Below are 22,123 nucleotides of genomic sequence, written 5' to 3'. Positions count from 1 at the left end.
AGTTAAAACAAAGTAAGGGGGGCTTCTTGTAAGGCAGACATTTGCTCTTTTAAAGAGAGAATTTGTTGCTCCCAATATTTGCCATCGGCAAACCAAGGAAAAGCTTGCGGAAAAGCGGGGTCTTGCCAGCGTTTGTTTAACCATGCCATGTAATGCACCATGCGCATGGCTCTTAAAGGTTCGATCAATTTGAGTTGTTCGTTGTCAAATTCAGCAAACTCTTCATAGGCATTTATTAAGGTATCTAATTGCAGCATTTGTTGATGTCGGTCACCGGACAACATCATCCAAAGATCTTGGATAGCAGGACCACTGCGACAATCGTCTAAATCAACAAAGGTCGGGCCATCACGCCATAATATATTACCGGGGTGGCAATCACCATGCAGTCGGATATTGTCAGTCTTGTTAGCGCGGTAGAGCTGCAAAGTCTTGTTGACTACAGGCTCTAGGATGGCAAAGAATGAGGTGTGCAAGTAGTCAGGTATGAGCTCACTTTTTTTCAAGTGCTCCAAAGGCTCAAGCAAGTGTTCTTCAACTGAAAATTTTGGGCGATGTACGAAAGTTGCACTTTTTGCTACGGCATGAATTCGCCCAATAAAGCGGCCCATCCACTCAAGTTGGTCAAGGTTATCCACTTCAAACTGCCTACCTCCCACAGAGGGGAAGAGAGCGAAGTAGTACCCTTGGTATTGATGCAAGGTATTATTCTGATAGATGATTGGGGCGACTACTGGAATTTCGTGGCTCGCCAATTCGAGGCTAAAGTCATGTTCTTCTTTAATTTGTAGCTCAGTCCAACGCATCGGCCGATAGAACTTCACTACATAGCGTAAACGGTCTTCAGCGATAAATTGATACACTCTGTTTTCATAAGAGTTAAGTGCGAGTAAGCCAGACTCCACTCGGATACCTAACGACTCAATCGCGTCTAAAATAAGGTCAGGCCCTAAGCCAGAAAAATCAAATTTTGTCATTTGCCTGGCTCCACCAAGTATTAATTGTCAGGGTATAAGAAGTTACTTGGCTCTTGTACTTGAACGTCAATTAAAGGGTCATTGATCACTTCAACTTTGACCTCGAATTCAGTCACATCTTGCTCTATTTTATAAGGGTCGATGGCTAAGCTTATAGGCCAAGTCAGCACTTCGCCGCCATCTACCACAACGGTATTTTCACCAATAAATTTAGCGCCCTCTAAGCCCACTATGCTAATTAGATAAGTTTGCTTTTGTTGTGACTTGTTGAGAATTTTTAAGGTATAAACGTTTTCAATCAAGCCATCGTTGGTTTCACGGTACAAGGAGTTACGATCGCGAATAATATCCACTTCTAAGGGCACGCGAGTCATGATTTCAAACACTAATAACCCAGACATTAAAACAAGCACTAGTGCATAACCGACTAATTTGGGCCTAATAATTTTAGTTGTTCCGCCCGCTAATTCGGTTTCAGAGGTGAAACTGATTAAGCCTTTGGGATAATTCATTTTCTCCATCACGCCGTTACAGGCATCGACACACGCCCCACAATTGATGCATTCGTATTGTAAACCGTTACGAATATCAATGCCGGTGGGGCAAACCTGAACACATAGGTTGCAATCGATGCAATCACCTAAGCCTTTCTCTTGATTCGCTTCTCTTGTCGTTTTGCGACTGCGCGGACCTCGCTGTTCACCGCGTGTTGCATCATAGGCAACAGTGAAAGTATCTTTGTCAAACATAGCTGACTGAAAACGCGCATAAGGACAAATATGGGTGCACATTATTTCGCGCATCCAACCTGCATTGCCATAGGTGCAAAAGGTAAAAAACAGCACAAAGCCCACCGTCCATGCAGAGCTAGAAAAGGTAAAAAATTCAATAAACAATTGGTCGATAGGGGTGAAATAACCGACAAATAAAAGAGAGGTAAGTAGAGCAACCGCTACCCATGCAAGATGTTTTAAGGCCTTTCGCCAAAATTTATCAAAATTCATGGCTCGCTCATCTAATTTGATCCGCTGATGTCGAGAGCCTTCAATTAACTCTTCAAACCAAATATAAATAAACGTCCACGTGGTTTGCGGGCACATAAAGCCGCACCATACTCTGCCTGCAAAGGTCGTGATAAAAAATAGGGCAAAAGCGGCAACAATAAAAATCCAAGCAAGCAGAGTTAAATCTTGTGGCCATAAAGTTAAGCCAAAAATATTAAATCGTTGACTACCAATATCTAACAAGATGGCCTGGTGCCCGTCATATTGGATCCAAGGAAGAATGGCAAATACACTTAAGAAAATAAGCCCAAAGAAACGGCGAAAGTTTTCCAGAGTACCTGATACAGCACGGACATAAATGCGGCTACGAGGAGTGTAGTGGTTATCATGTTGACTGGAGTCGGGTTTGTGAACTTTAACGGGAGAAATCACTTTAACTGGGATTCGTTCACTCATGTGGTGTCCTTGCTAGAAAATGCTGCAAAATCTAAAAACGATTTAGTATATCAGTTACTCATCATCGCTGCTGCTGTTGTGTGTCTTATTGTTTGATTTCTATCAACAAATCATGCTCTAACCGCCCAGTTAAATTTAGCACAAGAGTTTATCCCCAGTTATGGCAGCACATAACTAATGTTAGTACTCTATTCACTCAACTTCATTTACTCTAGTAATAGGTAAATCAATCAATAAGTGTTATGACGCGTTTTTTTATAATCTCCTTTGAAATATTGGCTCTTGTTGCACTGTTGCGCTCGCCGTTTATACATTATTGGTTTGACGATGTGCAGAGCAAAGTGGCGGATTGGATGTTAGATATATCGTTGATGGCCGAAAGAAATGAATTATCAATCTTTCGACAAGCCATTATTTCACATACAAATAATTTAACTGAATCTCAATTAGCCTATTTAGAAACCATCACCGCTAACAAAATGTCAGTCAGCCATTTTGATAGCCTTTATTGTCAAGCCAATGATAAAAACCCATATTTTTATGGGGCTAATTTACGTTATCTTTGTAGTGAAATAGCCAGCAGTCAAATAGTGGCCAATTAATTTCTGGTTATCTTCATCGGGAAGTACAAGGTAAATTGAGCGCCACCCAACGCACTTTTACTAACGGAGCATGTACCTTGATGCCACTGCATGACCCGTTTGACGATAGCAAGACCTAAACCCGCGCCTCCTTGAACCCGATCGCGGGCCTCATCAGGACGAAAAAAAGGCTCAAAAATCTTCTCAGCTAACTTGTCACTTACCCCCATGCCATCGTCTTCCACCAATAGCATAAGGTTATTTTCATTAGTTTTTATCGTGACCACAATACACTGTGTCGCGTAACGGGCAGCATTAAGTAAGAGGTTTTCTATTGCCCTTTCAATAAAGTGTCCGTCACCGATTATTTGCTCATCATTACCCTCAACGCTAACCGACAGGTGGGCTAAGTGACTCGTGTTTAATCTATCGACTACATTTAGGCAGATTGCCTTAAGAGGAATTTCGCAAAAGTGTAAGTTCGGCATGTGCGCCTCTCCCGCCGAAAAATCCAACATCTCTTGGACAAGTTTCTCAAGTTCAAGCACATCCATACGCATATTAGCGAGTAACTGGTCTTGGTTTTCATCTAACATGCCTAAAGCAAATTTTAAGCGCGCTAATGGCGTTCGAAACTCATGAGCGACCCCACCCGACAGCTCTCGTTGGCTTTGTATCAATGCTGAAATTTGGTCGCGCATACTGTTTAAGGCAATTGCAACGGGGGCGACTAAAGACGAACTACTGATATGATTTTTGCTGATGTTACCATCGGGTAAAACCGTCGTGACACTTTTTTTCAAGGCCTCCAAATCGCGCCAAAGCGGCCAAATCCAAAGGGCAACCAGCCCGCCTAATGCAATAAAAAATATTGTGCGGTATAAGAAAAAGCTTGTTCTGTCTGGCGCTGCATCATTAAGCGATAATTCTAGTAAGCGGCCTGATTCGAGTAAGAGATAAATTTGTTCGCCTAACAGTGGGTCAAAAACACTCACCGCTTCACCACTATCTAATTGATGTTGGTTGTCGGGGGGCCATGCAATATCACTGTTATCTAACAAGCGATAAGCAATATTGGTGTGCTGCAGTAAGCTCTGTATATCAATATTTTGTTTGTTTGCTGCAGCTAAAAGTTGATGTAAGTGTGAACGCGCCGGTGTTGCAGGTGGGGTAAAAAAGCTATCTAAGCCAGCACTGAGACCAAGTAGAGCCAAGGTAATGAATACATAAAGACTAATAAACAATTTAGCCATTTATGTTATTCGTCCCAGGCTTCAGCGACAAAAAAGAAGCCTTTGCCCCAAATCGTTTTAATACGGTAAGGGTGCAAAGGATTATCTTCTAGTTTCTTGCGTAGGCGTGAAATTCTGACGTCGGCAGAGCGATCTAAACCGTCGTATTCTCGACCAATTAATTCATCATATAACACACTGCGTTCGACAAGCGTTGAGGCATTTTCTGCAAGTTTCCATAACATATCAAATTCGTGGCTAGTCAATTGTACATTGCGTCCTTTGAGCAAGGCGCAGCGAGCATTTTTATCAATAACCAATTGGCCAAACACTAATTTTTGCACTGGCAAAGAAGGAGAGCTTAGGTGCCGAGCTCGGCGCAACAAGGCATTAATCCTTGCCAGGAGTACTCGTGGTTCAACAGGTTTGACAATATAATCATCCGCGCCTATTTCAAGCCCCAGTACTTGGTCGAAATCATCGCCCTTGGCGGTCATAAATAATAATGGCCCGTTATAAAAGGGACGTATTTGCCGACACAAAGTGAAGCCGTTTTCACCAGGTAACATAACGTCCAATAATACGATGTCGGGTTTTGTCTGTTTTACTTGGCTGAGTAAAGTGTCGCCGTTGGAAAGGTGTTTAACCTCAAAACCTTGCTGGCTTAAATAACTCACAATTAATTCGCTAAGTCTTTGATCATCCTCTACCAATAATACATAGGCCATTAAAAAATACTCCAAGGACTGCGAAGTCTGCGTCGTTGTTTTTGTCGTTGAGACTTAATAAACAAGGTAGTCGTCAACAGTGTGGTTTGTTTTGTATCAAGTAAAGTGAGTTGCTCACTTTGCTCTAATTTTACGGTGAGCTCGAGAGGAAATTCAGTAATCGAGTAGCAGCCTAAATTGCGTGAATCCAGGCTCAAACAGTATTGTTCTGCAGTCATATTTTCCAGTGCAATGAATAAGGTAAACACACAAGATACCTCTGGCAAGGCACTGATACAGGTCGTTGGTTTGACGTGCCAATTAGGCGACTTGGCGCTGACTCGGTAACTACATAGTAAACAACAAAACAGACACAGCACAGCTAGCTTCAAGTTAGATTCCGTTAAAATTGATAAGCAAAACCACTAAAAAAACGATAAATCGACGAGTCTTCTACAAGTGGACTTTGCGTCATGCCTTTATTGAGTTTTTGCACACTTAGCTTAGTTAGCCACAGCCATTTGTCATTTAATGGCTTTTGTATGGATAAGGTCAGCGCGGGTTGCCAGCCCCCTTTGGCCTGATAATAAAAAAACGGGTCCACTTTATCCAATGGTCGAATTCCATAATAGTAATTGAGTAGCTTGCTGCTTTTCCAAACGACATCAAGCTCAGCCACCAATCGCAGTGTCTGCCAATTCCAACTATGTTGATAATACACAGACATTTTTTGACCATTATGGGTGCCTGTTACATCTTGCCATACAGAGATTTGCCACTGTGCATCTTGAGTATAATAATGCCAACGGGTGCCGGCTAAAATAGCCCAATCCCGTGTTGCTATATGGTCGATAGACAACTTTTCTGGGCCAGTACTCAAGCCACCATCTAGGGCGGTCAAATTACTATTTTTATTAATAGGGTTAAGAATGTTGACTGGGTGCCAAAAACTAAAATAAGCGCGTTCTTGGTCGACCTCTAAAAAGGTCACGAACGCGGAATGAGCATGTTCCGTCCATTGATAGCCTAATTCACCATTGTCAAAATAAGCGGCTTCTCCATACCATGCGATATCAGGCAGAATAAATAAAGGAATAGTATCCCCGTCTTTTAGCGGATTAGAACCAAAACCGAGACCTAACGCTACACCAAATTGCCAACTTTGTGGCGACACACACTGCTCATCATGCGTGCAAGCTGCACGGCACCAAGGCGCTATTAGCAACAACACAGTAAACACAATTTTAGAACGAATACTCACATTAAATCCGCAGTGATAGCTGAATATTAGAAGAGGCAATATGCTAGCAGATTTATCTAAAAGGCAGACTCTTTGATTACAAATATTAACAATTGATGCCAATTTGAATCGCTTTTTAAACGTAGTTCTCTCTACACTTTTGCACGTTTAACGACTTTTACGTTGTGATGCCACAAATAATTACTCATGAAAATCCACTATCAGGGAATGCAAAGCAAGTATGAAAAACAAATATGTAGTGCACTATTTATTGATGCTATTGACACTTTTAGTTAGCGCCTGCGGTGGCTCAGACAACAAGGACAGTGATCCCACCTACCCAGATGCCTACCTGCAATTTTATAATGGCGCATCTAGCAGCGCCCTTACCTACATGAAAATAGTAGATGGCAAAACATTGGGCTCCGCTTCCTACGGTGATGTAACAAGCTTACTTACCCTTGAACGTGGTGATTATTCACTGGCCTTATATCGACTGGATACAGACGGTAAAGAGGTGTTAATTGATGAAATACAAGTAACTCTCAAAGCAGGTGAAAAAAATGTGCTTGTCATGAGCGAAAACGCCAGTGCTACCGAGTTAACTTTATATCAGTTTGCCCGAGAAGAATTAAACGCGCACCTGCGATTGTTTGGTTTATCTGTTACAAACTCAAATCAAGAGTACGACTTATATATGGCTAATGCGGGTGGCAGCTTTGCTGATGCCCACAAGCTGAGTCAGCTGACAAATAATGAGTTTAGTGAGGTTGTGCATTGGGATGGGGCGAATGTGGATTTTACCCTTGGTGAGTATGTGGTGTTTTTAACCTTACCCGGGCAAAGTGAGCCAGTGTTCCAAAGTGCCAATATCAATTTTACTTTTTCTACTGAATACCTGTTGATACTACGCGAAACTGCAGGTGCAAACAGTGGCCATATCGAGTTAGATGTTATTGCGAATGCCAGCACGGTTAGCACCTATCCTGATTTGAATGAAACCGCTCAATACCGAATTTACAACAGTTTGGCTGAGGGCCTAACAGCACAAGTGAGCTTAGAAGGCATTTCAGGCAATACGAGTGCCGCTACAGTTAACGCTCATACGTTAAGCGCCTATTCAGCAGTAAATTTCGGAGACTATCGTTTATCTGCGCAGGTAGAGAGTGAAACCGCTTTAGTGTTTAACAATCGCTTGCTCACCTTAAATCAGGGAGATAGCAAAGCAATCGTGCTTTATCGAAACCAAGAAAGTCAGTTAAACGTATTAACATTTGACGAAAGTAAACTGCCACAGGTGCATGACTTCAATATTCAGGTGGTAAATTTGGTCACTGATTATCCGTTTATCAATGTATTTTTTGTTCGTTCGGATGAGACCTTAGAAACCGCTAGATACCATGTTTCTGGATTAAACCTTGCAAAAAATAAGGCCATTACTTTACCGCAAGATAACTATCAAATTGTTGTTTTGGCCGAGCTTGATAATAATAAATTGTTACTTGATCGTATTGAAGGAGTAGAATTCATGCAAGGCAAAAATACTATTATGACCTTTGAAAGTGAACCTAACTCAGCGACGGGGTTCAAAATACAGGTGTTAAATTAGATACCAGTCTGAACTCGCATAGTCTAAGTGCCTAGCTATTAAACGCGATTCAGTTTAAGTTCATAGCGTTGAGTTTACACTCGACTCTATTAAACAAGAGCGAGGAGAGATAAATGAAAAAGTTAATTGTACCTTTAGTGGCAAGTTCTTTGGCGTTAATTTCAGTCCCAAGTTTTAGCCAGGCTGAGGTAGAAGTAAATTGGCAAAACCCAGAAAGTTATCGTGACGTTAGGCCTACGGGCGAATCACGAAAACGCTTTCGGGAGCACACATTTGCCGAGCTACAAGACTATATTGTTAAATTGGCAGAGCAGTTACCTCAAGGGCAAAAACTCACGCTCAATGTGACTAATCTGGATTTAGCAGGTCAGGTTTGGCCAGCCTCTTTTGTTGGTCTTGGGCACAGCACGAACGATGTAAGAGTCGTAAAAAACATCGACATACCTCGAATGAGCTTTTCTTATACGCTTACAAATAAGGCGGGTGAAATTGTGCAACAAGCAGAGGTTGATCTAAAAGATATGGCGTTTATGGACAGAGCAAATCGTTTTTTTGATTCCGAAAATTTACGGTATGAAAAAAACATGTTGAAAAGCTGGTTTGACGCTGAATTTCCGGCCTTGGTGGTTAAGAACTGAGTCAACTACACAATTGTAAAAAGCTGCTTAGGCAGCTTTTTTATTGGCTCAGTGACTGAGACGAATTAATCTTAGTTATTGACTAAAGCCGAGTAGGTGCAATATTGGTTTCGCCCCTTACTCTTCGCCAGATAAAGCGCCTTGTCTGATTGATTTAACAACTGTTCTGGCATTAGTACCTTATCTGGGCCTGAAACAGCAATGCCTATACTTAAGGTCACAACATCGCTAATGGCACTCATTTTATGCTGCACCTTACTATCGCGAACGCTTTGCAATATTTGCTGAGCAATGTCTTCCGCTCCTTGTAAGTCAGTGTCAGGCAATACACAAACAAACTCTTCACCACCATAACGGGCAATAAAATCTGAGTTACGTTTTAAGGCATGCTTAATGGTATGAGCAATTACTTTTAAACATTCATCACCCGCCGCATGCCCGTAGTTGTCGTTATACAGTTTGAAAAAGTCTACATCCATTAAGAGGACTGCTACGTAAGATTTTTTACGTATAGATAACTCAATGTCGTGTAACAGCCTGATATCTAATGCACGGCGATTGGCGATATTGGTTAAACCATCTGATAGCGACATTTGCTCTAATTTAACGTTTTGCTGTTCTATGGTTTCGCTAAACAGCACAAAACTATTAGCGATATCTGTAATTTCGTCATTGCCTTTTAAGTTCGCAGACATGACTTGACCCTTTATCTTGCCTTTCACCATGGTGTTGAGCATATCTAAACGCGCCATGATATTTTTTTGTATAAAGATGATCAGAACAATTAAAAATATAACTCCAACAATTAAGGCAACGCCAATAATCGAAGTTTCACTTTCGGCTTTGTTTATTGTCGCCCCCATTTTTTTAGTAATTTTTTCTTCTGTCTCTTTAGCTGAATACTCGAGCAATCGGCCAAAATCTTGAATTAAATTGTGAACAAAATTCTCGCGCCCAATCGCTCTTCCCGCAGTGCGTAGCTGCAATATTTTTAAAGGAAGCAGACCTTCTTCTTGCACAATAAGTTGAGCTAAGTTATTGGTTAACTTAAGTTTTTGACTACTGTTAGTCTCTTGCTGAGCATATTGGCGTAAGAGCTCAAGATCAGTATTGAATTGTCTAAAAAGGTCTCTTACTTCCTGCAGTCGATTCATATTGATACTACGGCTGACATTAACAATGGTCTTAGATAATTGCATTGCCCAAAACGAATTTTCTTTGGTTTGGCCAAAGTCATTTACGTTAGATTCAAAGGCCAAAGAAAGAGTAAATAGCCGATAAATGGCTTTTTCTTTTTCACTTATTTGCTGATTTATCAGTAAGTTTTTTTTAATTAGAGCGGTAAATTCAGCGATTTCCAAACTGATAATATTGAGCTGGACGTCTAAAAATTCATTTTTAAAATATTGTTCAGAAATGCGTTTTAACTGAGCTAAATATTGCTCGACTTTTTCTTCGGCTAAGCGCTTACTGGCGTCTGAATTTGATTTTGATAGCTGTTGTGTTGCTTCTAATAAGCGTGAAGATTCACCGTATAATTTGCTGGAAAAAACAATGTTAGGCAGTGACTCGTCTGCGATATCGTCTAACAAGGTTTTGAAACCCATCAAACTGGAATAGATTAACCACGTAAGAATAAGAAACAGCAGTAACATCCCACCCGAAGTAATACTAAAAATTCGATTGAGAGATATTCTATGTTTCCTCGATTTGTCTATGGCTGAGATCATTCGTCTAATCTCACTATTCGTTCTTCAATTTTGGGTGATATGACTTGCTGGCTTTGTATGGCTCGTATCACCACATCAGAAAGTAAGGGGGTATCTAAGGTTGTAACGCTTTTATCTTGAGTCATCAATAATGTGGTGTAACCGTCTCCGCCTTTTAATAGGTAATCTGATGTCGCTAACTTGTACTGTTTAGTTGGCTGCAAGGGCTGATCATTAATGCTGATAGCCTGGATTCGCGAACCAGCGGGATGTTTCATTGAATAACGGAATTTCATTCCTGCCACCTGAGGAAAGCGGCCTTTGGCTGATTCTACTTCGCTCAGCCCGTTTTCTAAGGCCAACAATAATTGCTGCCCCGTGATAGTTGCGGTGGCGATATGGCTTCTGAAGGGCAATTCTCTAGCAATATCACCACGAGTGATCACGCTTTGAGCTTGGTAGGCTTTGTCGCCCCTAATAATGCCACCATTGACTAGGGCAATATCGGCCTTGGTGGCTTCTTTCAGGGCATCCGCAATAAAGTTGCCAAACGCGACTTCTTGGGTTCTAACTAATTGGCGTTGAGTGTTAAATGTGGTGCTAGTGCGTCCTATGGATTGATTTAACAATCGATTTAGACGCATGTTGTATTCGTCTATTAGCAATGAAGTTGTTCGGTGAGCAATCAAAGAATCAAAATCGACTTTACTTTCTTCTACGCTGACTTTATGAGGAGAATCTGCCTGCCAAGATATATTCAAACGTATTACCGGATCTTTGTCTGTCACAGTAAATGTACGAAGCATGTTTTCTTGAGGAGTCGCAATATCGCTAGTGGAGGCGAGGCGCAAAGCAAAGGCGATTTTATTCGACTCTATTAGCGGCTGGTAATAGTCTTTGTGCTTAGAGTAAATCATTACGATGATGTCAGCACCTTTGCGCTGCAATTGCTTTATTTGTTGATTAATGACTTCTCTAGGCTCTTCTATATTGGCTCGTTGTAACAAATATTCTGTTACCACCTCTTCGTCTAAAATAGAGATAATACCAATGTGCAAGCCGCCTTTATTAATTAATAGATTGGTATTAATACCCTCTAAATTTCCTTTATTTAGCGGGTCATACAGATTTGTACTAACAAAAGGAAAGGCTGCTTCATAAGAGCGCAATGTGAGTTCGTCTTCAAAATAACTAAACTCGCGTTTATCGATAGTCATTAAATCGGGCTCTAGGGTATTGAGGATGTCGATGATATGAGAGCCGCGGTCTAAGCTTGATAATGGGCTCGGCCCTAAGCTTCCACCACCAAAAATAAATATAGTGAATTCGTCTTCTTGACGACTTTGCTCCAATAAACTGGCGAGTTTTGCATAGCCCAATTTCTTACTTTTGGTTATCTCTGGCATATTGGCAGCAAATACCAAAGACAGTTTATTTTCTCGTGTTGGTTCGCCAAGCGCCAAATTAGTCATAAGGGCTAATAAAACAGTCAACAAAACGCGATATTTAATAAACATTCTTAACCAACATGAATAGAACCGTCACTACTGAAAAATGAGCCTGCACCACCTTGTGATGATGCAGGTATTACGTAAGGCCAAGCTACCTAAAATTATAAGGCTTCAATGGTCAGTTTTTGTTCCTTTAGCTTGGCAATTTGCATTGAAAAGTCAGCCAGTTTAGCTTGCTCTTTTTCAATTACTTCGGCCGGTGCGTTACTCACAAATTTTTCATTAGCCAATTTACCTTGAGTTCGGTCAAAGTCTTTTTGCACTTTTTCAAGCGCTTTGGCAATACGGGCAAGTTCGGCATTTTTATCAATAAGACCTGCCATTGGGATTAAAATTTCCATTTCCCCCACTAAGGCCGTTGCACTGGCTGGTGCTTCTTCATCCGCTTCTAACAAATTAATGCTTTCTAATCGGGCAATGGTACCTAAAAACGCGCGAGTATTCTGCAAGCGTTGCCAATCTTTAGCGCTGGCGTTACGCAACAATACCGCAAGAGGTTTGCTGGGTGGAATATCCATTTCACCCCGGATATTACGAATACCAAGAACAAAACTCTTCATCCATTCGATGTCATCAATAACCTGTTTATCAATCAAACTTTCGTTTTGTGCAGGGAAACGTTGCATCATAATACTTTGCGAACCATCAGCGGATAATTCACGACACAGAGGAACCACTCGTTGCCAAATTTCTTCCGTAATAAACGGCATGATGGGGTGCAGTATGCGCAAAATATTTTCTAATACATTGACTAAGGTGTGACGAGTTCCGCGTTTTTGTGCGTCACTACTTTGCTCTGAATTTAGAATGGGTTTAGTCAGCTCTAAATACCAATCACAGAATTGATTCCAGGTAAATTCGTATACGACCTGAGCGGCGATATCAAAGCGATATTCTGCGACGGCTGTTTCAAACTCTTTTAAGGTGGTTTGTAAACGCGCCAGTATCCAGCGGTCAGCTACGCTTAGCTCAAGTTCACCACCGGCTAAGCCCGTGTCTTGCCCTTCGGTGTTCATCAATACAAAGCGCGAAGCATTCCATAATTTGTTGCAGAAGTTACGGTATCCTTCAACCCGTTTTACATCAAAATTGATGTCACGGCTGGTGGAGGCCATTGCAGCAAAGGTAAAACGTAGGGCGTCAGTGCCGTAAGCGGCAAAACCTTCAGGATAGCTGGCTTGAGTTCGCTTAGCGATTTTCTCCGCTAATTTTGGCTGCATCATGCCTGAGGTGCGTTTTGCGACTAACTCTTCAATGCTAATACCGTCGATCAAATCGATGGGGTCAATGACGTTACCTTTGGATTTAGACATTTTATCGCCATTTTCATCGCGAATAAGGCCGGTGATATAAATCTCTTTGAAGGGGATTTGACCAGTGAATTTTTTAGTCATCATGATCATTCTGGCTACCCAGAAGAAAATAATGTCAAAACCAGTTACCAGCACTGCGCTTGGTATGAAAGTGTTGAGTTCTGGCGTTTGTTTTGGCCAGCCCATGGTGGCAAATGGCCAGAGCGCCGATGAAAACCAGGTATCCAAAACATCAGCATCTTGGCGTAAGTTAATTTCAGCACCTAGCTGATGTTGTTCACGCACCTCAGCCTCAGTTCGACCGACAAAAAATTGCCCACTGTCATCATACCAAGCAGGGATGCGGTGCCCCCACCAAAGCTGGCGAGAAATACACCAATCTTGAATGTTGTTCATCCATTGGTAATAGGTTTTGTCCCAGTTCTCAGGGACAAATTTAATTTCACCACTTTTTACTGCTTCAATAGCAGGCTTGGCGAGTTCTTCTACGGCAACATACCACTGGTCGGTTAAATAGGGTTCGATAACGGCACCAGAGCGATCACCACGGGGGACTTTAAGTTTGTGATCCTCTATTTTAATCAAAACGCCCGATTCTGTTAAATCAGCGACGATTTGCTTTCGTGCCTCAAAGCGGTCTAATCCCTGATATTGAGCAGGTGCGGCGTCATTTATTTTGGCATCATCAGTCAAAATATTAATCATTTCTAATTGATGACGCTTACCCATTTCATAGTCGTTAAAGTCATGGGCAGGGGTGATTTTTACACAGCCGGTACCAAAATCTTGTTCAACATAATCGTCAGCAATAATAGGGATAAGACGGCCAGTGATAGGCAATTTAATTTGTTTACCAATATACGCTTGATAGCGCGGATCTTCAGGGTGAACGGCTACGGCGGTATCGCCTAACATGGTTTCTGGTCGAGTGGTGGCCACCACTAATTCGCCAGAGCCGTCAGCCAAAGGATAACGCATGTGCCACATAAAACCGGCTTCTTCTTCACTTAATACTTCAAGATCAGATACCGCAGTGTGTAAGACTGGGTCCCAGTTTACTAAGCGTTTTCCACGGTAAATCAGCCCTTCTTGGTATAAACGCACAAACACTTCGTTTACGGCTTCTGACAAATCGTCATCCATAGTGAACGCTTCACGCTCCCAGTCAGGAGAGGTGCCTAAACGACGCATTTGTTGAGTGATATTACCGCCTGACTCCGCTTTCCATTGCCAGATTTTTTCAACAAAAGCTTCACGGCCTAAGTCATGGCGCGTCAAATTTTGTGCATTGAGTTGGCGTTCTACCACCATTTGGGTCGCAATACCGGCGTGGTCAGTACCACATTGCCACAAAGTATTATCGCCTTTCATACGGTGATAGCGGGTTAGGGCATCCATAATGGTTTGTTGAAAACCATGACCCATATGCAAACTACCAGTGACGTTTGGCGGCGGTAATAAAATACAATAGGGCTCGCCTTGACCAGACGCTTTAAAGTAACCGCGGTTTTCCCACTGTTGATAACATTGCTGTTCAATATTTTGTGGGCTGTACGTTTTTTCCATGGGTTTAATTCTCGTAAATACTTGAGGCAGCCTGGGTATCTAATTGATTACCTGCCGCACGATAATGTTTGTAGCGCTCGCGAGCCTTGAGTTTGAGTTCTTCGGCATGTGGCACGAAGTCAATGACTTGATGAAAGCGAGTATGAAATTCAGGCACAAGGTCAGCTAAATTGATTAATACCTGTCTCGAAAATCGCTGCGGTGCTTGCCAGGTTATTTCAACTGGTGCACCGCCAACGGGGCCTTCGCCGGCTAAATTGTGTGGAACAAAGGCGTCAATTGGCAGTTGCCACAAAAGTTCATCAAACTGCTCCGCTTGTTGTTTATCTTGGCAAAACACTAAGCACTTTTGTTTTTGCCTAAAACAACGAGCAGCAGCTAGGCAGGCAAGTTCAAAATGCGCAAGCACTGAACTGCCAACCTGAGGTTCTTCTAGCAAGAAAAATGACACATTAGCCATGAGTGTTTGTTGTGTCCTGTATTAATCTTCGGTGGTTAAACCGGCTCTGGTCATTAAAAACTGAGACAATAAGGGCACAGGGCGACCTGTCGCGCCTTTATTTTTTCCACTCTGCCATGCGGTTCCGGCAATATCCATGTGTGCCCAGTTATACTTGCGTGTAAAGCGCGATAAAAAACACGCCGCGGTAATGGTGCCTGCAGGACGACCACCTATATTGGCCATATCGGCAAAGGGGCTTTCGATTTGCTCTTGATACTCATCCCACAAAGGTAAGCGCCATGCTTTGTCACCACTTTGTTCAGAGGCATTCAGAAGCTCATGAGCAAGTGGATTATGATTACTCATCACACCTGATGCGTATTTACCCAAGGCAATCACACACGCACCAGTTAATGTTGCCACGTCGACCACTAATTCAGGATCAAAACGCTCAACGTAGGTCAGTGCGTCGCATAGCACCAACCTGCCTTCGGCATCCGTATTCAGCACTTCTACTGTTTGTCCTGACATAGTGGTTAAAATGTCGCCCGGACGATAGGCGTTAGCATCAGGCATGTTTTCACATCCAGCAAGTATACCAACGATATTAATGGGAAGGTTTAACTCACAAATGGCATGCATGGTACCCAGAACGCCTGCAGCGCCGCCCATGTCGTATTTCATTTCATCCATTGCTTCGCCAGGTTTAATCGAGATACCACCTGAGTCAAAGGTGAGGCCTTTGCCGACTAATACGATAGGCGCTTGATCAACGGGACCACCTTTGTGTTCCATGATGGTCATTATCGATTCGTTAGCTGAGCCACGCCCCACGGCTAAATAAGAGTTCATGCCTAATTCAGCCATTTGTGTTTCATTCACCGAGCTAACATGCAAATTTTGATAATTTTTTTCAAGTAACTCCGCTTGTTCGAGCAAATACGCAGGGTTACAAATATTGGGCGGCATGTTGGCTACGTCTTTCGCCGTTTTCATTCCTGTCGCCACGGCTAAACCATGGGCGAGTGCTCGTTCACCAATCGGCAATTCGCGACGGGTGGGCACATTAAAAATGATCTTGCGAATAGGACGACGCAGCTCACCTTTTTTGGTTTTTAATTGCAAGAAGGTATACAAGGCATCTTGAGTGGCTTCAACCGCTTGACGAACTTTCCAATAGGTATCACGCCCCTTTACGTGCAGATCAGTTAAAAAGCTGACCGCTTCCATTGCGCCAGTCTCGTTTAAGGTCTTAATGGTTTTGGCAATAATTTGTTTGTATTGGCGCTCGTCTAGCTCGCGTTCTTTACCGCATCCCACTAATAAGACTCGCTCACTCAATACGTTAGGAACATGATGCAATAAAAGCATTTGACCGGCTTGACCTTCTAAATCACCACGTCTGAGTAAGTTGCTGATATACCCTTCGCTGATAATATCGAGTTGCTCTGCGACGGAAGTTAGACGCCTTGGCTCAAAAACCCCGACAACAATGCACGCGCTACGCTGTTTTTCCGGACTGCCGCTTTTTACGCTAAATTCCACACGCTTTCTCCGCTTTTATTTGGTTTCATAAAGAGTCATTATGCAGAATTAAACCCTAGAAAATTCGTCGATGACGAATCGTTCTACATAATGCTGTGATAAGATTACAAGAATAATTTGAGCCACAGATTATTTTTAAAGAATTCTGCGGCGAAATGCATTAAAAATGCAGCGTAGATAAATTAAACTTGAGAAAACGCTAAGTTTACTTAAAATTTCCTGTAGCGCTACTAAAATACCACTTTTTCCTTTGGAACACGCGTGCTGATATTTCGATATTTAGTGACAGAAACTGTCAAATCTCAAATTGCCGTTTTTATGTTATTGATGGCAATTTTCATTACTCAGAAATTTATCCGAGTGCTTGCTGAAGCCTCTAGCGGCGACATCCCTGCTAACCTAGTACTGGGTTTTTTAGCGCTAAGTATGCCCGTGTTGGCCTCAATTATTCTCCCTCTTAGTTTATTTCTTGGCATCATGCTGGCTCATGGTCGTTTATATGTTGATAGCGAAATGAGTGTCATGCGAGCGTGTGGTATTAGTGAGTGGTATATCACCCGTGTCATGCTTGTTGTGGCTCTTGTGATGGCTGTATTAACAGGCGCGCTGACATTGTGGCTGTCGCCCTTAGCGGTAGAAAACGAATATCAGCTTGAAGAAAAAGCCGGCGCACAAAGTGGTTTGACTGCTCTAGTACCTGGTCGTTTCCAACAAACGGCCAACGAACAAGCTGTGATTTTTGTCCACGACATTGAGCCTGGTCAGAGTCCTCTGCGTAAAGTCTTTTTAGCTCAGCGCTCTGCGGATACCGAACGTCAAGATATACGAATTGTGTATGCGCAGAATGGTGGTGTATTTGAAGAAAAAAACGGTGCTGAAAAATTAATTCTAAAAGAGGGGGTTCAATACGAGGGAACTCTCGGTAATAAAGATTATCGGGTCATCGAATTTGCCGAATATCAGGTGCAAATTGCTGAGCAAGAAGTCGAGCAGCAAAGACGTAAACTTACCGCATATCCCACTGCCAAACTATTAAGTGAAACCTCGATTGATGCGATAGCTGAACTTCATTGGCGACTGGCTTTGCCTCTGTCTTTGCCATTTTTAGTGATGATTGCAGTGCCCTTAAGTGCAGCAAATCCTCGACAAGGGCGTTTTGGTAAAATGCTCCCTGCCTTAATGTTATATCTTGGCTACTTCTTGATGTTAATGGCTGGTCGCAAGGCGCTAGAAGATGGCCATATTCCGCCTCAAATTGGCTTGTGGTGGGTGCATGGCATACTCTTTAGTATTGGTATTGCCTTGCTGTTAAAAGGGCGGCCAATAGGCGTGCGCTTGCGAGCAAAACTGCGAGGTGATGCCCGTGTTTAAAATAATCGACTTGTATATCGCTCGCACATTGCTGGCAACAACGTTAATGAGTTTATGTGTGCTGACAGGTTTAAGTGCGCTTATTCGTTTTATAGAACAAATGAAACAGGTGGGCAAAGGCAGCTATGACATGACAGTTGCCGCCATTTATATATTACTGAGCCTACCTCGTGAGTTTGAGCAGTTTTTTCCGATGGCGACCTTAATAGGTGGGTTAATTGGCATGGGAATGTTAGCCAGTAATAGTGAGCTGGTGGTGATGCAGGCATCAGGGCAAAGTCGCTGGAACATTATTGTATCAGCAATGAAGTCGGCTTTATTGATGGTTGTAGTCGTGATGATGATAGGTGAATGGGTTGCACCACTGACTGAAGCGAAGGCTAAAGAGATTCGTACACAGGCGATTTCAGGCGGCAGTTTATTTTCGTCGGACCGGCTAGTGTGGGCCAAAGATGCCGAAAATTTTGTTAGCATTGGCGAGGTTATCGACAAAAATACTCTGCGGGACGTTACCGTATACCGCTTTAATGACAGTCTTGCTTTGCAACAAATCATGAGTGGCGAGCAAGCCACATATGATGGTCAGGCTTGGTTATTAAAAAATGTCGAATTTACTGATTATCTTGCCAATCAAATAAACGTGACACAAAAGAGCGAAGAGCAATGGGTATCTACGTTAACCCCGGACAAGCTAGGCGTGGTGACGGTTAAACCAGAGGCTTTGTCGATCCAAGGCTTATATGGTTACGTTGATTACCTTGAAAATAATAGCCAAGATCCTAATCGTTACAAATTGGCTTTTTGGCGCAAGGTGCTTCAGCCACTGACAGTAGGCGTTATGCTCCTTATGGCGCTGTCTTTCATTTTCGGTCCCTTACGCAGCGTTACAATGGGCGCTCGGATTATCATGGGAGTACTGACAGGTTTCGGTTTTTTTGTCAGTAATGAAGTCTTCGGCACGCTCAGTACGGTGTATCAATTACCACCATTATTCGGTGCGGTTTTCCCCAGTGCAGTATTTGCCATTGTTGCGATATTTTTATTGCGAAGGCGGGGTTAATTCCGCCTTTTCATCAAACCTTGAATCAGTCTTGTAGATCTTTCCAAGCAGCATGATGATTGGCTTCTTTACTTAAATACAGCATTTCGGTTTTTGCAATTCTATCTTGTAATGACAGTTTATTTTTCACATCGAACAAAACAAACAATGTGCCAATGCCGCCTAAAGCACTCAGTAATCGAAGCAAAGCTCTGCCGTAGCCAAAAGGTTGTTCAGAGGTGCTAAATAATTTGAGTCGCCAAGCCCGCATACCAATTGTCTGACCGCCATTGCGCCAAAACCACAGAAAGAAGCCCACAACCCACAATAGTGACCAGCCGAAAATAATATTAGCATACAGTGGTGAATGGCTAATGACGTCCATGCTATGGGTGTACCCCTGTTTGTCTAATACCTTATTTTCTAATAACACGATGACCACGACCGTCGAAACGATTCCTGCAACCATAAAGATCGCGGTAGCAACAAGGAGGTCGTAAACAATTGCAGCGAGGCGGCGAAAAAAACCAGCACGGGGAAAGGTCAATTTTGTTGAATTCATGGAAATTTGTCTCAAACATTTTGTGCAGTTTAACAGTATTTACTTTCAGGGATAAATAGCAGTGTGCAGTAAATGATTGTCTTTGAGCTTTAGCGTTCTATCGGACTAACAAGATGAACGCCAGGTTCGCCTCATAACCTTTCTCACAGACAGATATGAGTAACACTTTTCTAACATTCATTAATGAGAGGGCGTCTTCGTATTCGCGTGCATTTCATTTTGGTAATACCAAATTAAAATAATTGGTTGACATAATTCTCTTTATTGGTTAGTTTTTATGTTTCAGGCAAATATAAAGTATTATTCTGACCATCACAGAAAAGGGGTTTTGGTTACTGTTTAAGGCCTTAGTTTGTCTACATAATACTTAAGCTCTTTTGTATGGAGAATGAAAATGTCGATGGCAGGAAAAGTAGCAATAGTGGCAGGGGGTGGTCGAGATATCGGTCGAGCATGCGCGCTGGAATTGGCAAGTAGGGGAGCGAATGTAGTTATTAGCTATCATTCAAGTTCAACGACGGCAAAAAGTGCGGTCGCTGAAATGGAAGCAATGGGCGTAAAAGCCGTGGCTGTTCAAGCGGATCTCACCACGCAAGAAGGCGTTGATGCTTGTGTTAAAACAGCAATAGATAGTTTTGGCAAGATTGACACCTTAGTGCATGTCTCTGGTGGGCTGGTTGAGCGAATTAAAATTGCAGATATGTCTTTAGCCCATTGGCACAAGGTGATGGATTTGAATTTAACGTCGCTGTTTATGATGAGCCAAGCCTGCATTCCACACATGGGAAAGGGTAGTTCTATTGTAACCTTAGCATCACAAGCGGGCCGAGATGGTGGCGGCGGCGGCGCCGTAGCGTATGCTACATCGAAAGGGGCAATCATGACGTTTACTCGAGGGTTGGCCAAGGAGCTTGGTCCACATATCCGTGTGAATGGGGTGTGCCCGGGTATGATAAGTACCGGATTTCACGATACCTTTACTAATGACACTATTCGCGCCAACGTCGCTGGAGCGACCGCCCTTAAACGAGAAGGGCAATCTGAAGAAGTGGCAAAATTAGTGGCTTTCTTGGCAAGTGACGAATCGTCGTATATGACGGGTAATAATGTCGATATCAATGGCGGTTTGTTGTTTTCATAAACGCCAACAATCTTTTCAAAACCCGCGTACCCTGCGGTAGGGGCACTGTAACAGGTGCCCCTTTTTTTATTTTTTCTCAGCGCTTGATGGCCGGCAATTCACTCAAGATGTGCTTAGCTGACCAAATGGTTTAACGAATACAAGCCACGAGTTTCACTTGATTTACGCTTCACTTCTTCTAAGGCTTTCGCTTCACTGACTTCAAAAAGTGAATTGATCAGGCGGTTAAAGTGATGATGCATCGCACTGCGCGCTGCCTGTGAGTCTTTATTAGCTAAAGCGGTGTAAATAGCTCGGTGCTCCTCTAGTCTATCGCTATCGCTTTGACTACAAACGTTTTTATAAGCAGCTTTAATTTCATCTCGACTGTCGCGCAGGCGCCACAAGTTCTCAACTGCTAAAGAAACGGCATTATTGCGGGTAGCGTTTGATATTATAACGTGAAACTCTTTATCAGCTTGGTCCGCATTAATACCTTTTTGCATGGCATCTAAGGTGAGCTTTAGCTTGGCTAATTCGGCTTCAGTAATTGTCATGGCAGCCAAGGCCGCGGCTTCACCTTCAATAAGGGCTCTGGCTTGCGTTAATTCAAACGCGCTAACGGGTTTGCTTTCTTGTTTGTCTTGTTGCATTTCAAGCACATACACACCTGAACTGGTTTTTACTTCGACACGTTGGCGAACCTCTAAGGCAATAATCGCCTCACGAACAGTGGGACGGCTCACAGAGAACGATTCAGCTAATTCACGTTCAGGTGGTAAACGACTTCCAGGGGGATATGCTCCTGAATCGATAAGGGTCTCAATTTTTTCGACTATGTTCCAAAACATACGTTTGTTTTTCATTTTATCTATTACCTTTTTACATAGTGTTTGAGTACCAAACTCATAGGCTTAATCATATCCAATACCCACAGGAATAGGCAAAGCCAATTTTAAAAAAAGTTTGTTTATATTCATTTACGATTTTTAGTATATACCATTTATTGGTATTACCAATAAATTCACTATTGGTAATAATTTATGTTAATAAATGGTTGACATTTGTTTGCTTGATTGGTTAGATGGCGTCGTCTGTGCAAAAGCTATGCGAGAAACTTAATGTTATTCATCACACAGTTAAACAAGATCAGTCGGGCTGTCCTTGAACATACAAGAAAACCAGCATTTATCACTGCAGTTTGTGCAATAGCCATAATGGTTGGTGTTTCAGCTTCGGCGCGTTCGCAAGAATTTGTCATTGATGGAGTAGCAAAATATCAAAGCCTTAACCTTGATGAATTAACCGTAGCAGGCGTCAATTTGGAGCGCTTAGATACGACCGATGACATTAACATCGCTAAAGGTGAAACAATAGGCGCGACTGATTTTGCAAGCTATTTTCACCCTTTGCGGTCAGTTGGCGATGAGTATGGGTGTTGAGACTAAATTGAATACAGATTTTGTAACGAGTGTGTCGGTGGAACCTGACGAACGTCCTA

General features: G+C 42.6%; 20 protein-coding genes. 7 read left to right on the top strand and 13 right to left on the bottom strand.

Annotated features, from left to right (window positions below; all coding sequences use genetic code 11):
• Positions 1 to 2: 2 nt before the first annotated feature.
• Together ACEN2L_RS01490 and ccoG are read right to left on the bottom strand one after the other, a co-directional pair.
• A complete protein-coding gene (locus tag ACEN2L_RS01490; protein ID WP_306023210.1) occupies positions 3 to 977 on the bottom strand; it encodes a serine/threonine protein kinase in 975 nt (324 codons plus the stop codon).
• Between the two features lie 20 nt (positions 978 to 997).
• Entirely contained in the window at positions 998 to 2,437 is a 1,440-nt protein-coding gene (gene ccoG, locus ACEN2L_RS01485) for a cytochrome c oxidase accessory protein CcoG (protein WP_441741449.1), read from the bottom strand.
• 242 nt (positions 2,438 to 2,679) lie between these two features.
• Here ccoG and ACEN2L_RS01480 point away from each other — a divergent pair, with 242 nt between their 5' ends.
• On the top strand, positions 2,680 to 3,039 hold the full coding sequence (locus ACEN2L_RS01480; protein ID WP_441741448.1) for a hypothetical protein: 360 nt from the start codon (positions 2,680 to 2,682) through the stop codon (positions 3,037 to 3,039).
• Here the strand turns inward: ACEN2L_RS01480 and ACEN2L_RS01475 are convergent.
• From ACEN2L_RS01475 to ACEN2L_RS01460, 4 genes are read right to left on the bottom strand one after another with little or no spacing between them, the layout of a single operon-like run.
• Positions 3,036 to 4,271 carry an ATP-binding protein gene (locus ACEN2L_RS01475; RefSeq protein WP_306023207.1) on the bottom strand — a complete coding sequence of 412 codons (1,236 nt, stop codon included), beginning with the start codon at positions 4,269 to 4,271 and terminating at the stop codon, positions 3,036 to 3,038. The two genes, ACEN2L_RS01480 and ACEN2L_RS01475, sit on opposite strands and share 4 nt — an antisense overlap.
• Positions 4,272 to 4,276: 5 nt before the next feature.
• Positions 4,277 to 4,978: a response regulator gene (locus ACEN2L_RS01470; protein ID WP_441741447.1), complete on the bottom strand. Its 702-nt coding sequence runs from the start codon at positions 4,976 to 4,978 to the stop codon at positions 4,277 to 4,279.
• Positions 4,978 to 5,337 (bottom strand): DUF3019 domain-containing protein, encoded by a 360-nt coding sequence (locus tag ACEN2L_RS01465; RefSeq protein ID WP_306023215.1) that lies wholly within the window; start codon positions 5,335 to 5,337, stop codon positions 4,978 to 4,980. Before ACEN2L_RS01465 ends, ACEN2L_RS01470 begins: the two co-directional genes overlap by 1 nt.
• 23 nt (positions 5,338 to 5,360) lie before the next feature.
• Positions 5,361 to 6,218 (bottom strand): MipA/OmpV family protein, encoded by an 858-nt coding sequence (locus ACEN2L_RS01460; RefSeq protein ID WP_441741446.1) that lies wholly within the window; start codon positions 6,216 to 6,218, stop codon positions 5,361 to 5,363.
• Between the two features lie 220 nt (positions 6,219 to 6,438).
• On the opposite strand from ACEN2L_RS01460, the gene ACEN2L_RS01455 reads away from it, so the two are divergent.
• Both ACEN2L_RS01455 and ACEN2L_RS01450 read left to right on the top strand, forming a co-directional pair.
• Positions 6,439 to 7,806, top strand: coding sequence for a DUF4397 domain-containing protein (locus tag ACEN2L_RS01455; RefSeq protein WP_306023204.1), 1,368 nt, complete (start codon positions 6,439 to 6,441; stop codon positions 7,804 to 7,806).
• A gap of 113 nt (positions 7,807 to 7,919) precedes the next feature.
• Positions 7,920 to 8,444 (top strand): DUF3016 domain-containing protein, encoded by a 525-nt coding sequence (locus ACEN2L_RS01450; RefSeq protein WP_306023203.1) that lies wholly within the window; start codon positions 7,920 to 7,922, stop codon positions 8,442 to 8,444.
• Positions 8,445 to 8,515: 71 nt separating this feature from the next.
• Here the strand turns inward: ACEN2L_RS01450 and ACEN2L_RS01445 are convergent, their stop codons facing one another.
• The 5 genes from ACEN2L_RS01445 to pepA form a co-directional block, all read right to left on the bottom strand.
• Positions 8,516 to 10,174, bottom strand: coding sequence for a diguanylate cyclase domain-containing protein (locus ACEN2L_RS01445; protein WP_441741445.1), 1,659 nt, complete (start codon positions 10,172 to 10,174; stop codon positions 8,516 to 8,518).
• Complete coding sequence (locus ACEN2L_RS01440; RefSeq protein ID WP_441741444.1) at positions 10,171 to 11,670, bottom strand: bifunctional metallophosphatase/5'-nucleotidase; 1,500 nt, start codon at positions 11,668 to 11,670, stop codon at positions 10,171 to 10,173. Before ACEN2L_RS01440 ends, ACEN2L_RS01445 begins: the two co-directional genes overlap by 4 nt.
• Before the next feature lie 95 nt (positions 11,671 to 11,765).
• Positions 11,766 to 14,543: a valine--tRNA ligase gene (locus tag ACEN2L_RS01435; protein ID WP_441741443.1), complete on the bottom strand. Its 2,778-nt coding sequence runs from the start codon at positions 14,541 to 14,543 to the stop codon at positions 11,766 to 11,768.
• A 4-nt stretch (positions 14,544 to 14,547) separates the two neighbouring features.
• Positions 14,548 to 15,003, bottom strand: coding sequence for a DNA polymerase III subunit chi (locus tag ACEN2L_RS01430; protein ID WP_306023199.1), 456 nt, complete (start codon positions 15,001 to 15,003; stop codon positions 14,548 to 14,550).
• Positions 15,004 to 15,024: 21 nt separating this feature from the next.
• Positions 15,025 to 16,530, bottom strand: a complete 1,506-nt coding sequence (gene pepA, locus ACEN2L_RS01425; RefSeq protein WP_441741442.1) for a leucyl aminopeptidase — start codon at positions 16,528 to 16,530, stop codon at positions 15,025 to 15,027.
• A gap of 261 nt (positions 16,531 to 16,791) precedes the next feature.
• Between pepA and lptF the strand changes: the two genes are divergently transcribed.
• Together lptF and lptG are read left to right on the top strand one after the other, a co-directional pair.
• Positions 16,792 to 17,901 (top strand): LPS export ABC transporter permease LptF, encoded by a 1,110-nt coding sequence (lptF, locus tag ACEN2L_RS01420; protein WP_306023197.1) that lies wholly within the window; start codon positions 16,792 to 16,794, stop codon positions 17,899 to 17,901.
• Positions 17,894 to 18,961 carry an LPS export ABC transporter permease LptG gene (gene lptG / locus ACEN2L_RS01415; RefSeq protein ID WP_306023196.1) on the top strand — a complete coding sequence of 356 codons (1,068 nt, stop codon included), beginning with the start codon at positions 17,894 to 17,896 and terminating at the stop codon, positions 18,959 to 18,961. The genes lptF and lptG overlap by 8 nt, the downstream gene beginning before the upstream one ends.
• Positions 18,962 to 18,986: 25 nt before the next feature.
• Here the strand turns inward: lptG and ACEN2L_RS01410 are convergent, their stop codons facing one another.
• Complete coding sequence (locus tag ACEN2L_RS01410; protein WP_306023195.1) at positions 18,987 to 19,502, bottom strand: RDD family protein; 516 nt, start codon at positions 19,500 to 19,502, stop codon at positions 18,987 to 18,989.
• 394 nt (positions 19,503 to 19,896) lie between these two features.
• On the opposite strand from ACEN2L_RS01410, the gene ACEN2L_RS01405 reads away from it, so the two are divergent.
• Positions 19,897 to 20,643, top strand: a complete 747-nt coding sequence (locus ACEN2L_RS01405; protein ID WP_306023194.1) for an SDR family NAD(P)-dependent oxidoreductase — start codon at positions 19,897 to 19,899, stop codon at positions 20,641 to 20,643.
• 113 nt (positions 20,644 to 20,756) lie between these two features.
• On the opposite strand, the gene ACEN2L_RS01400 is transcribed toward ACEN2L_RS01405, so the two are convergent.
• Entirely contained in the window at positions 20,757 to 21,488 is a 732-nt protein-coding gene (locus tag ACEN2L_RS01400) for a FadR/GntR family transcriptional regulator (RefSeq protein ID WP_306023193.1), read from the bottom strand.
• Positions 21,489 to 21,743: 255 nt separating this feature from the next.
• On the opposite strand from ACEN2L_RS01400, the gene ACEN2L_RS01395 reads away from it, so the two are divergent.
• Positions 21,744 to 22,064, top strand: coding sequence for a hypothetical protein (locus ACEN2L_RS01395; RefSeq protein ID WP_306023192.1), 321 nt, complete (start codon positions 21,744 to 21,746; stop codon positions 22,062 to 22,064).
• Positions 22,065 to 22,123: the final 59 nt, after the last annotated feature.

Origin of the sequence: Flavobacterium sp. W21_SRS_FM6, from assembly GCF_052119645.1 — a bacterium.
Lineage (GTDB): Bacteria > Pseudomonadota > Gammaproteobacteria > Enterobacterales > Alteromonadaceae > Paraglaciecola.
This window is presented reverse-complemented; position numbering and strand designations above follow the sequence as displayed.

What these genes read in the sequence shown, in the direction of transcription:
- ACEN2L_RS01405 (WP_306023194.1), top strand. Translation starts at nt 19,897, where the DNA reads ATGTCGATGGCAGGAAAAGTAGCAATAGTGGCAGGGGGTGGTCGAGAT.
- ACEN2L_RS01455 (WP_306023204.1), top strand. Translation starts at nt 6,439, where the DNA reads ATGAAAAACAAATATGTAGTGCACTATTTATTGATGCTATTGACACTT.
- ACEN2L_RS01480 (WP_441741448.1), top strand. Translation starts at nt 2,680, where the DNA reads ATGACGCGTTTTTTTATAATCTCCTTTGAAATATTGGCTCTTGTTGCA.
- ACEN2L_RS01395 (WP_306023192.1), top strand. Translation starts at nt 21,744, where the DNA reads ATGTTATTCATCACACAGTTAAACAAGATCAGTCGGGCTGTCCTTGAA.
- ACEN2L_RS01410 (WP_306023195.1), bottom strand. Translation starts at nt 19,502, where the DNA reads ATGAATTCAACAAAATTGACCTTTCCCCGTGCTGGTTTTTTTCGCCGC.
- ACEN2L_RS01400 (WP_306023193.1), bottom strand. Translation starts at nt 21,488, where the DNA reads ATGAAAAACAAACGTATGTTTTGGAACATAGTCGAAAAAATTGAGACC.
- ACEN2L_RS01435 (WP_441741443.1), bottom strand. Translation starts at nt 14,543, where the DNA reads ATGGAAAAAACGTACAGCCCACAAAATATTGAACAGCAATGTTATCAA.
- ACEN2L_RS01475 (WP_306023207.1), bottom strand. Translation starts at nt 4,271, where the DNA reads ATGGCTAAATTGTTTATTAGTCTTTATGTATTCATTACCTTGGCTCTA.
- ACEN2L_RS01445 (WP_441741445.1), bottom strand. Translation starts at nt 10,174, where the DNA reads ATGATCTCAGCCATAGACAAATCGAGGAAACATAGAATATCTCTCAAT.
- ccoG (WP_441741449.1), bottom strand. Translation starts at nt 2,437, where the DNA reads ATGAGTGAACGAATCCCAGTTAAAGTGATTTCTCCCGTTAAAGTTCAC.
- ACEN2L_RS01440 (WP_441741444.1), bottom strand. Translation starts at nt 11,670, where the DNA reads ATGTTTATTAAATATCGCGTTTTGTTGACTGTTTTATTAGCCCTTATG.
- ACEN2L_RS01470 (WP_441741447.1), bottom strand. Translation starts at nt 4,978, where the DNA reads ATGGCCTATGTATTATTGGTAGAGGATGATCAAAGACTTAGCGAATTA.
- ACEN2L_RS01430 (WP_306023199.1), bottom strand. Translation starts at nt 15,003, where the DNA reads ATGGCTAATGTGTCATTTTTCTTGCTAGAAGAACCTCAGGTTGGCAGT.
- ACEN2L_RS01490 (WP_306023210.1), bottom strand. Translation starts at nt 977, where the DNA reads ATGACAAAATTTGATTTTTCTGGCTTAGGGCCTGACCTTATTTTAGAC.
- ACEN2L_RS01450 (WP_306023203.1), top strand. Translation starts at nt 7,920, where the DNA reads ATGAAAAAGTTAATTGTACCTTTAGTGGCAAGTTCTTTGGCGTTAATT.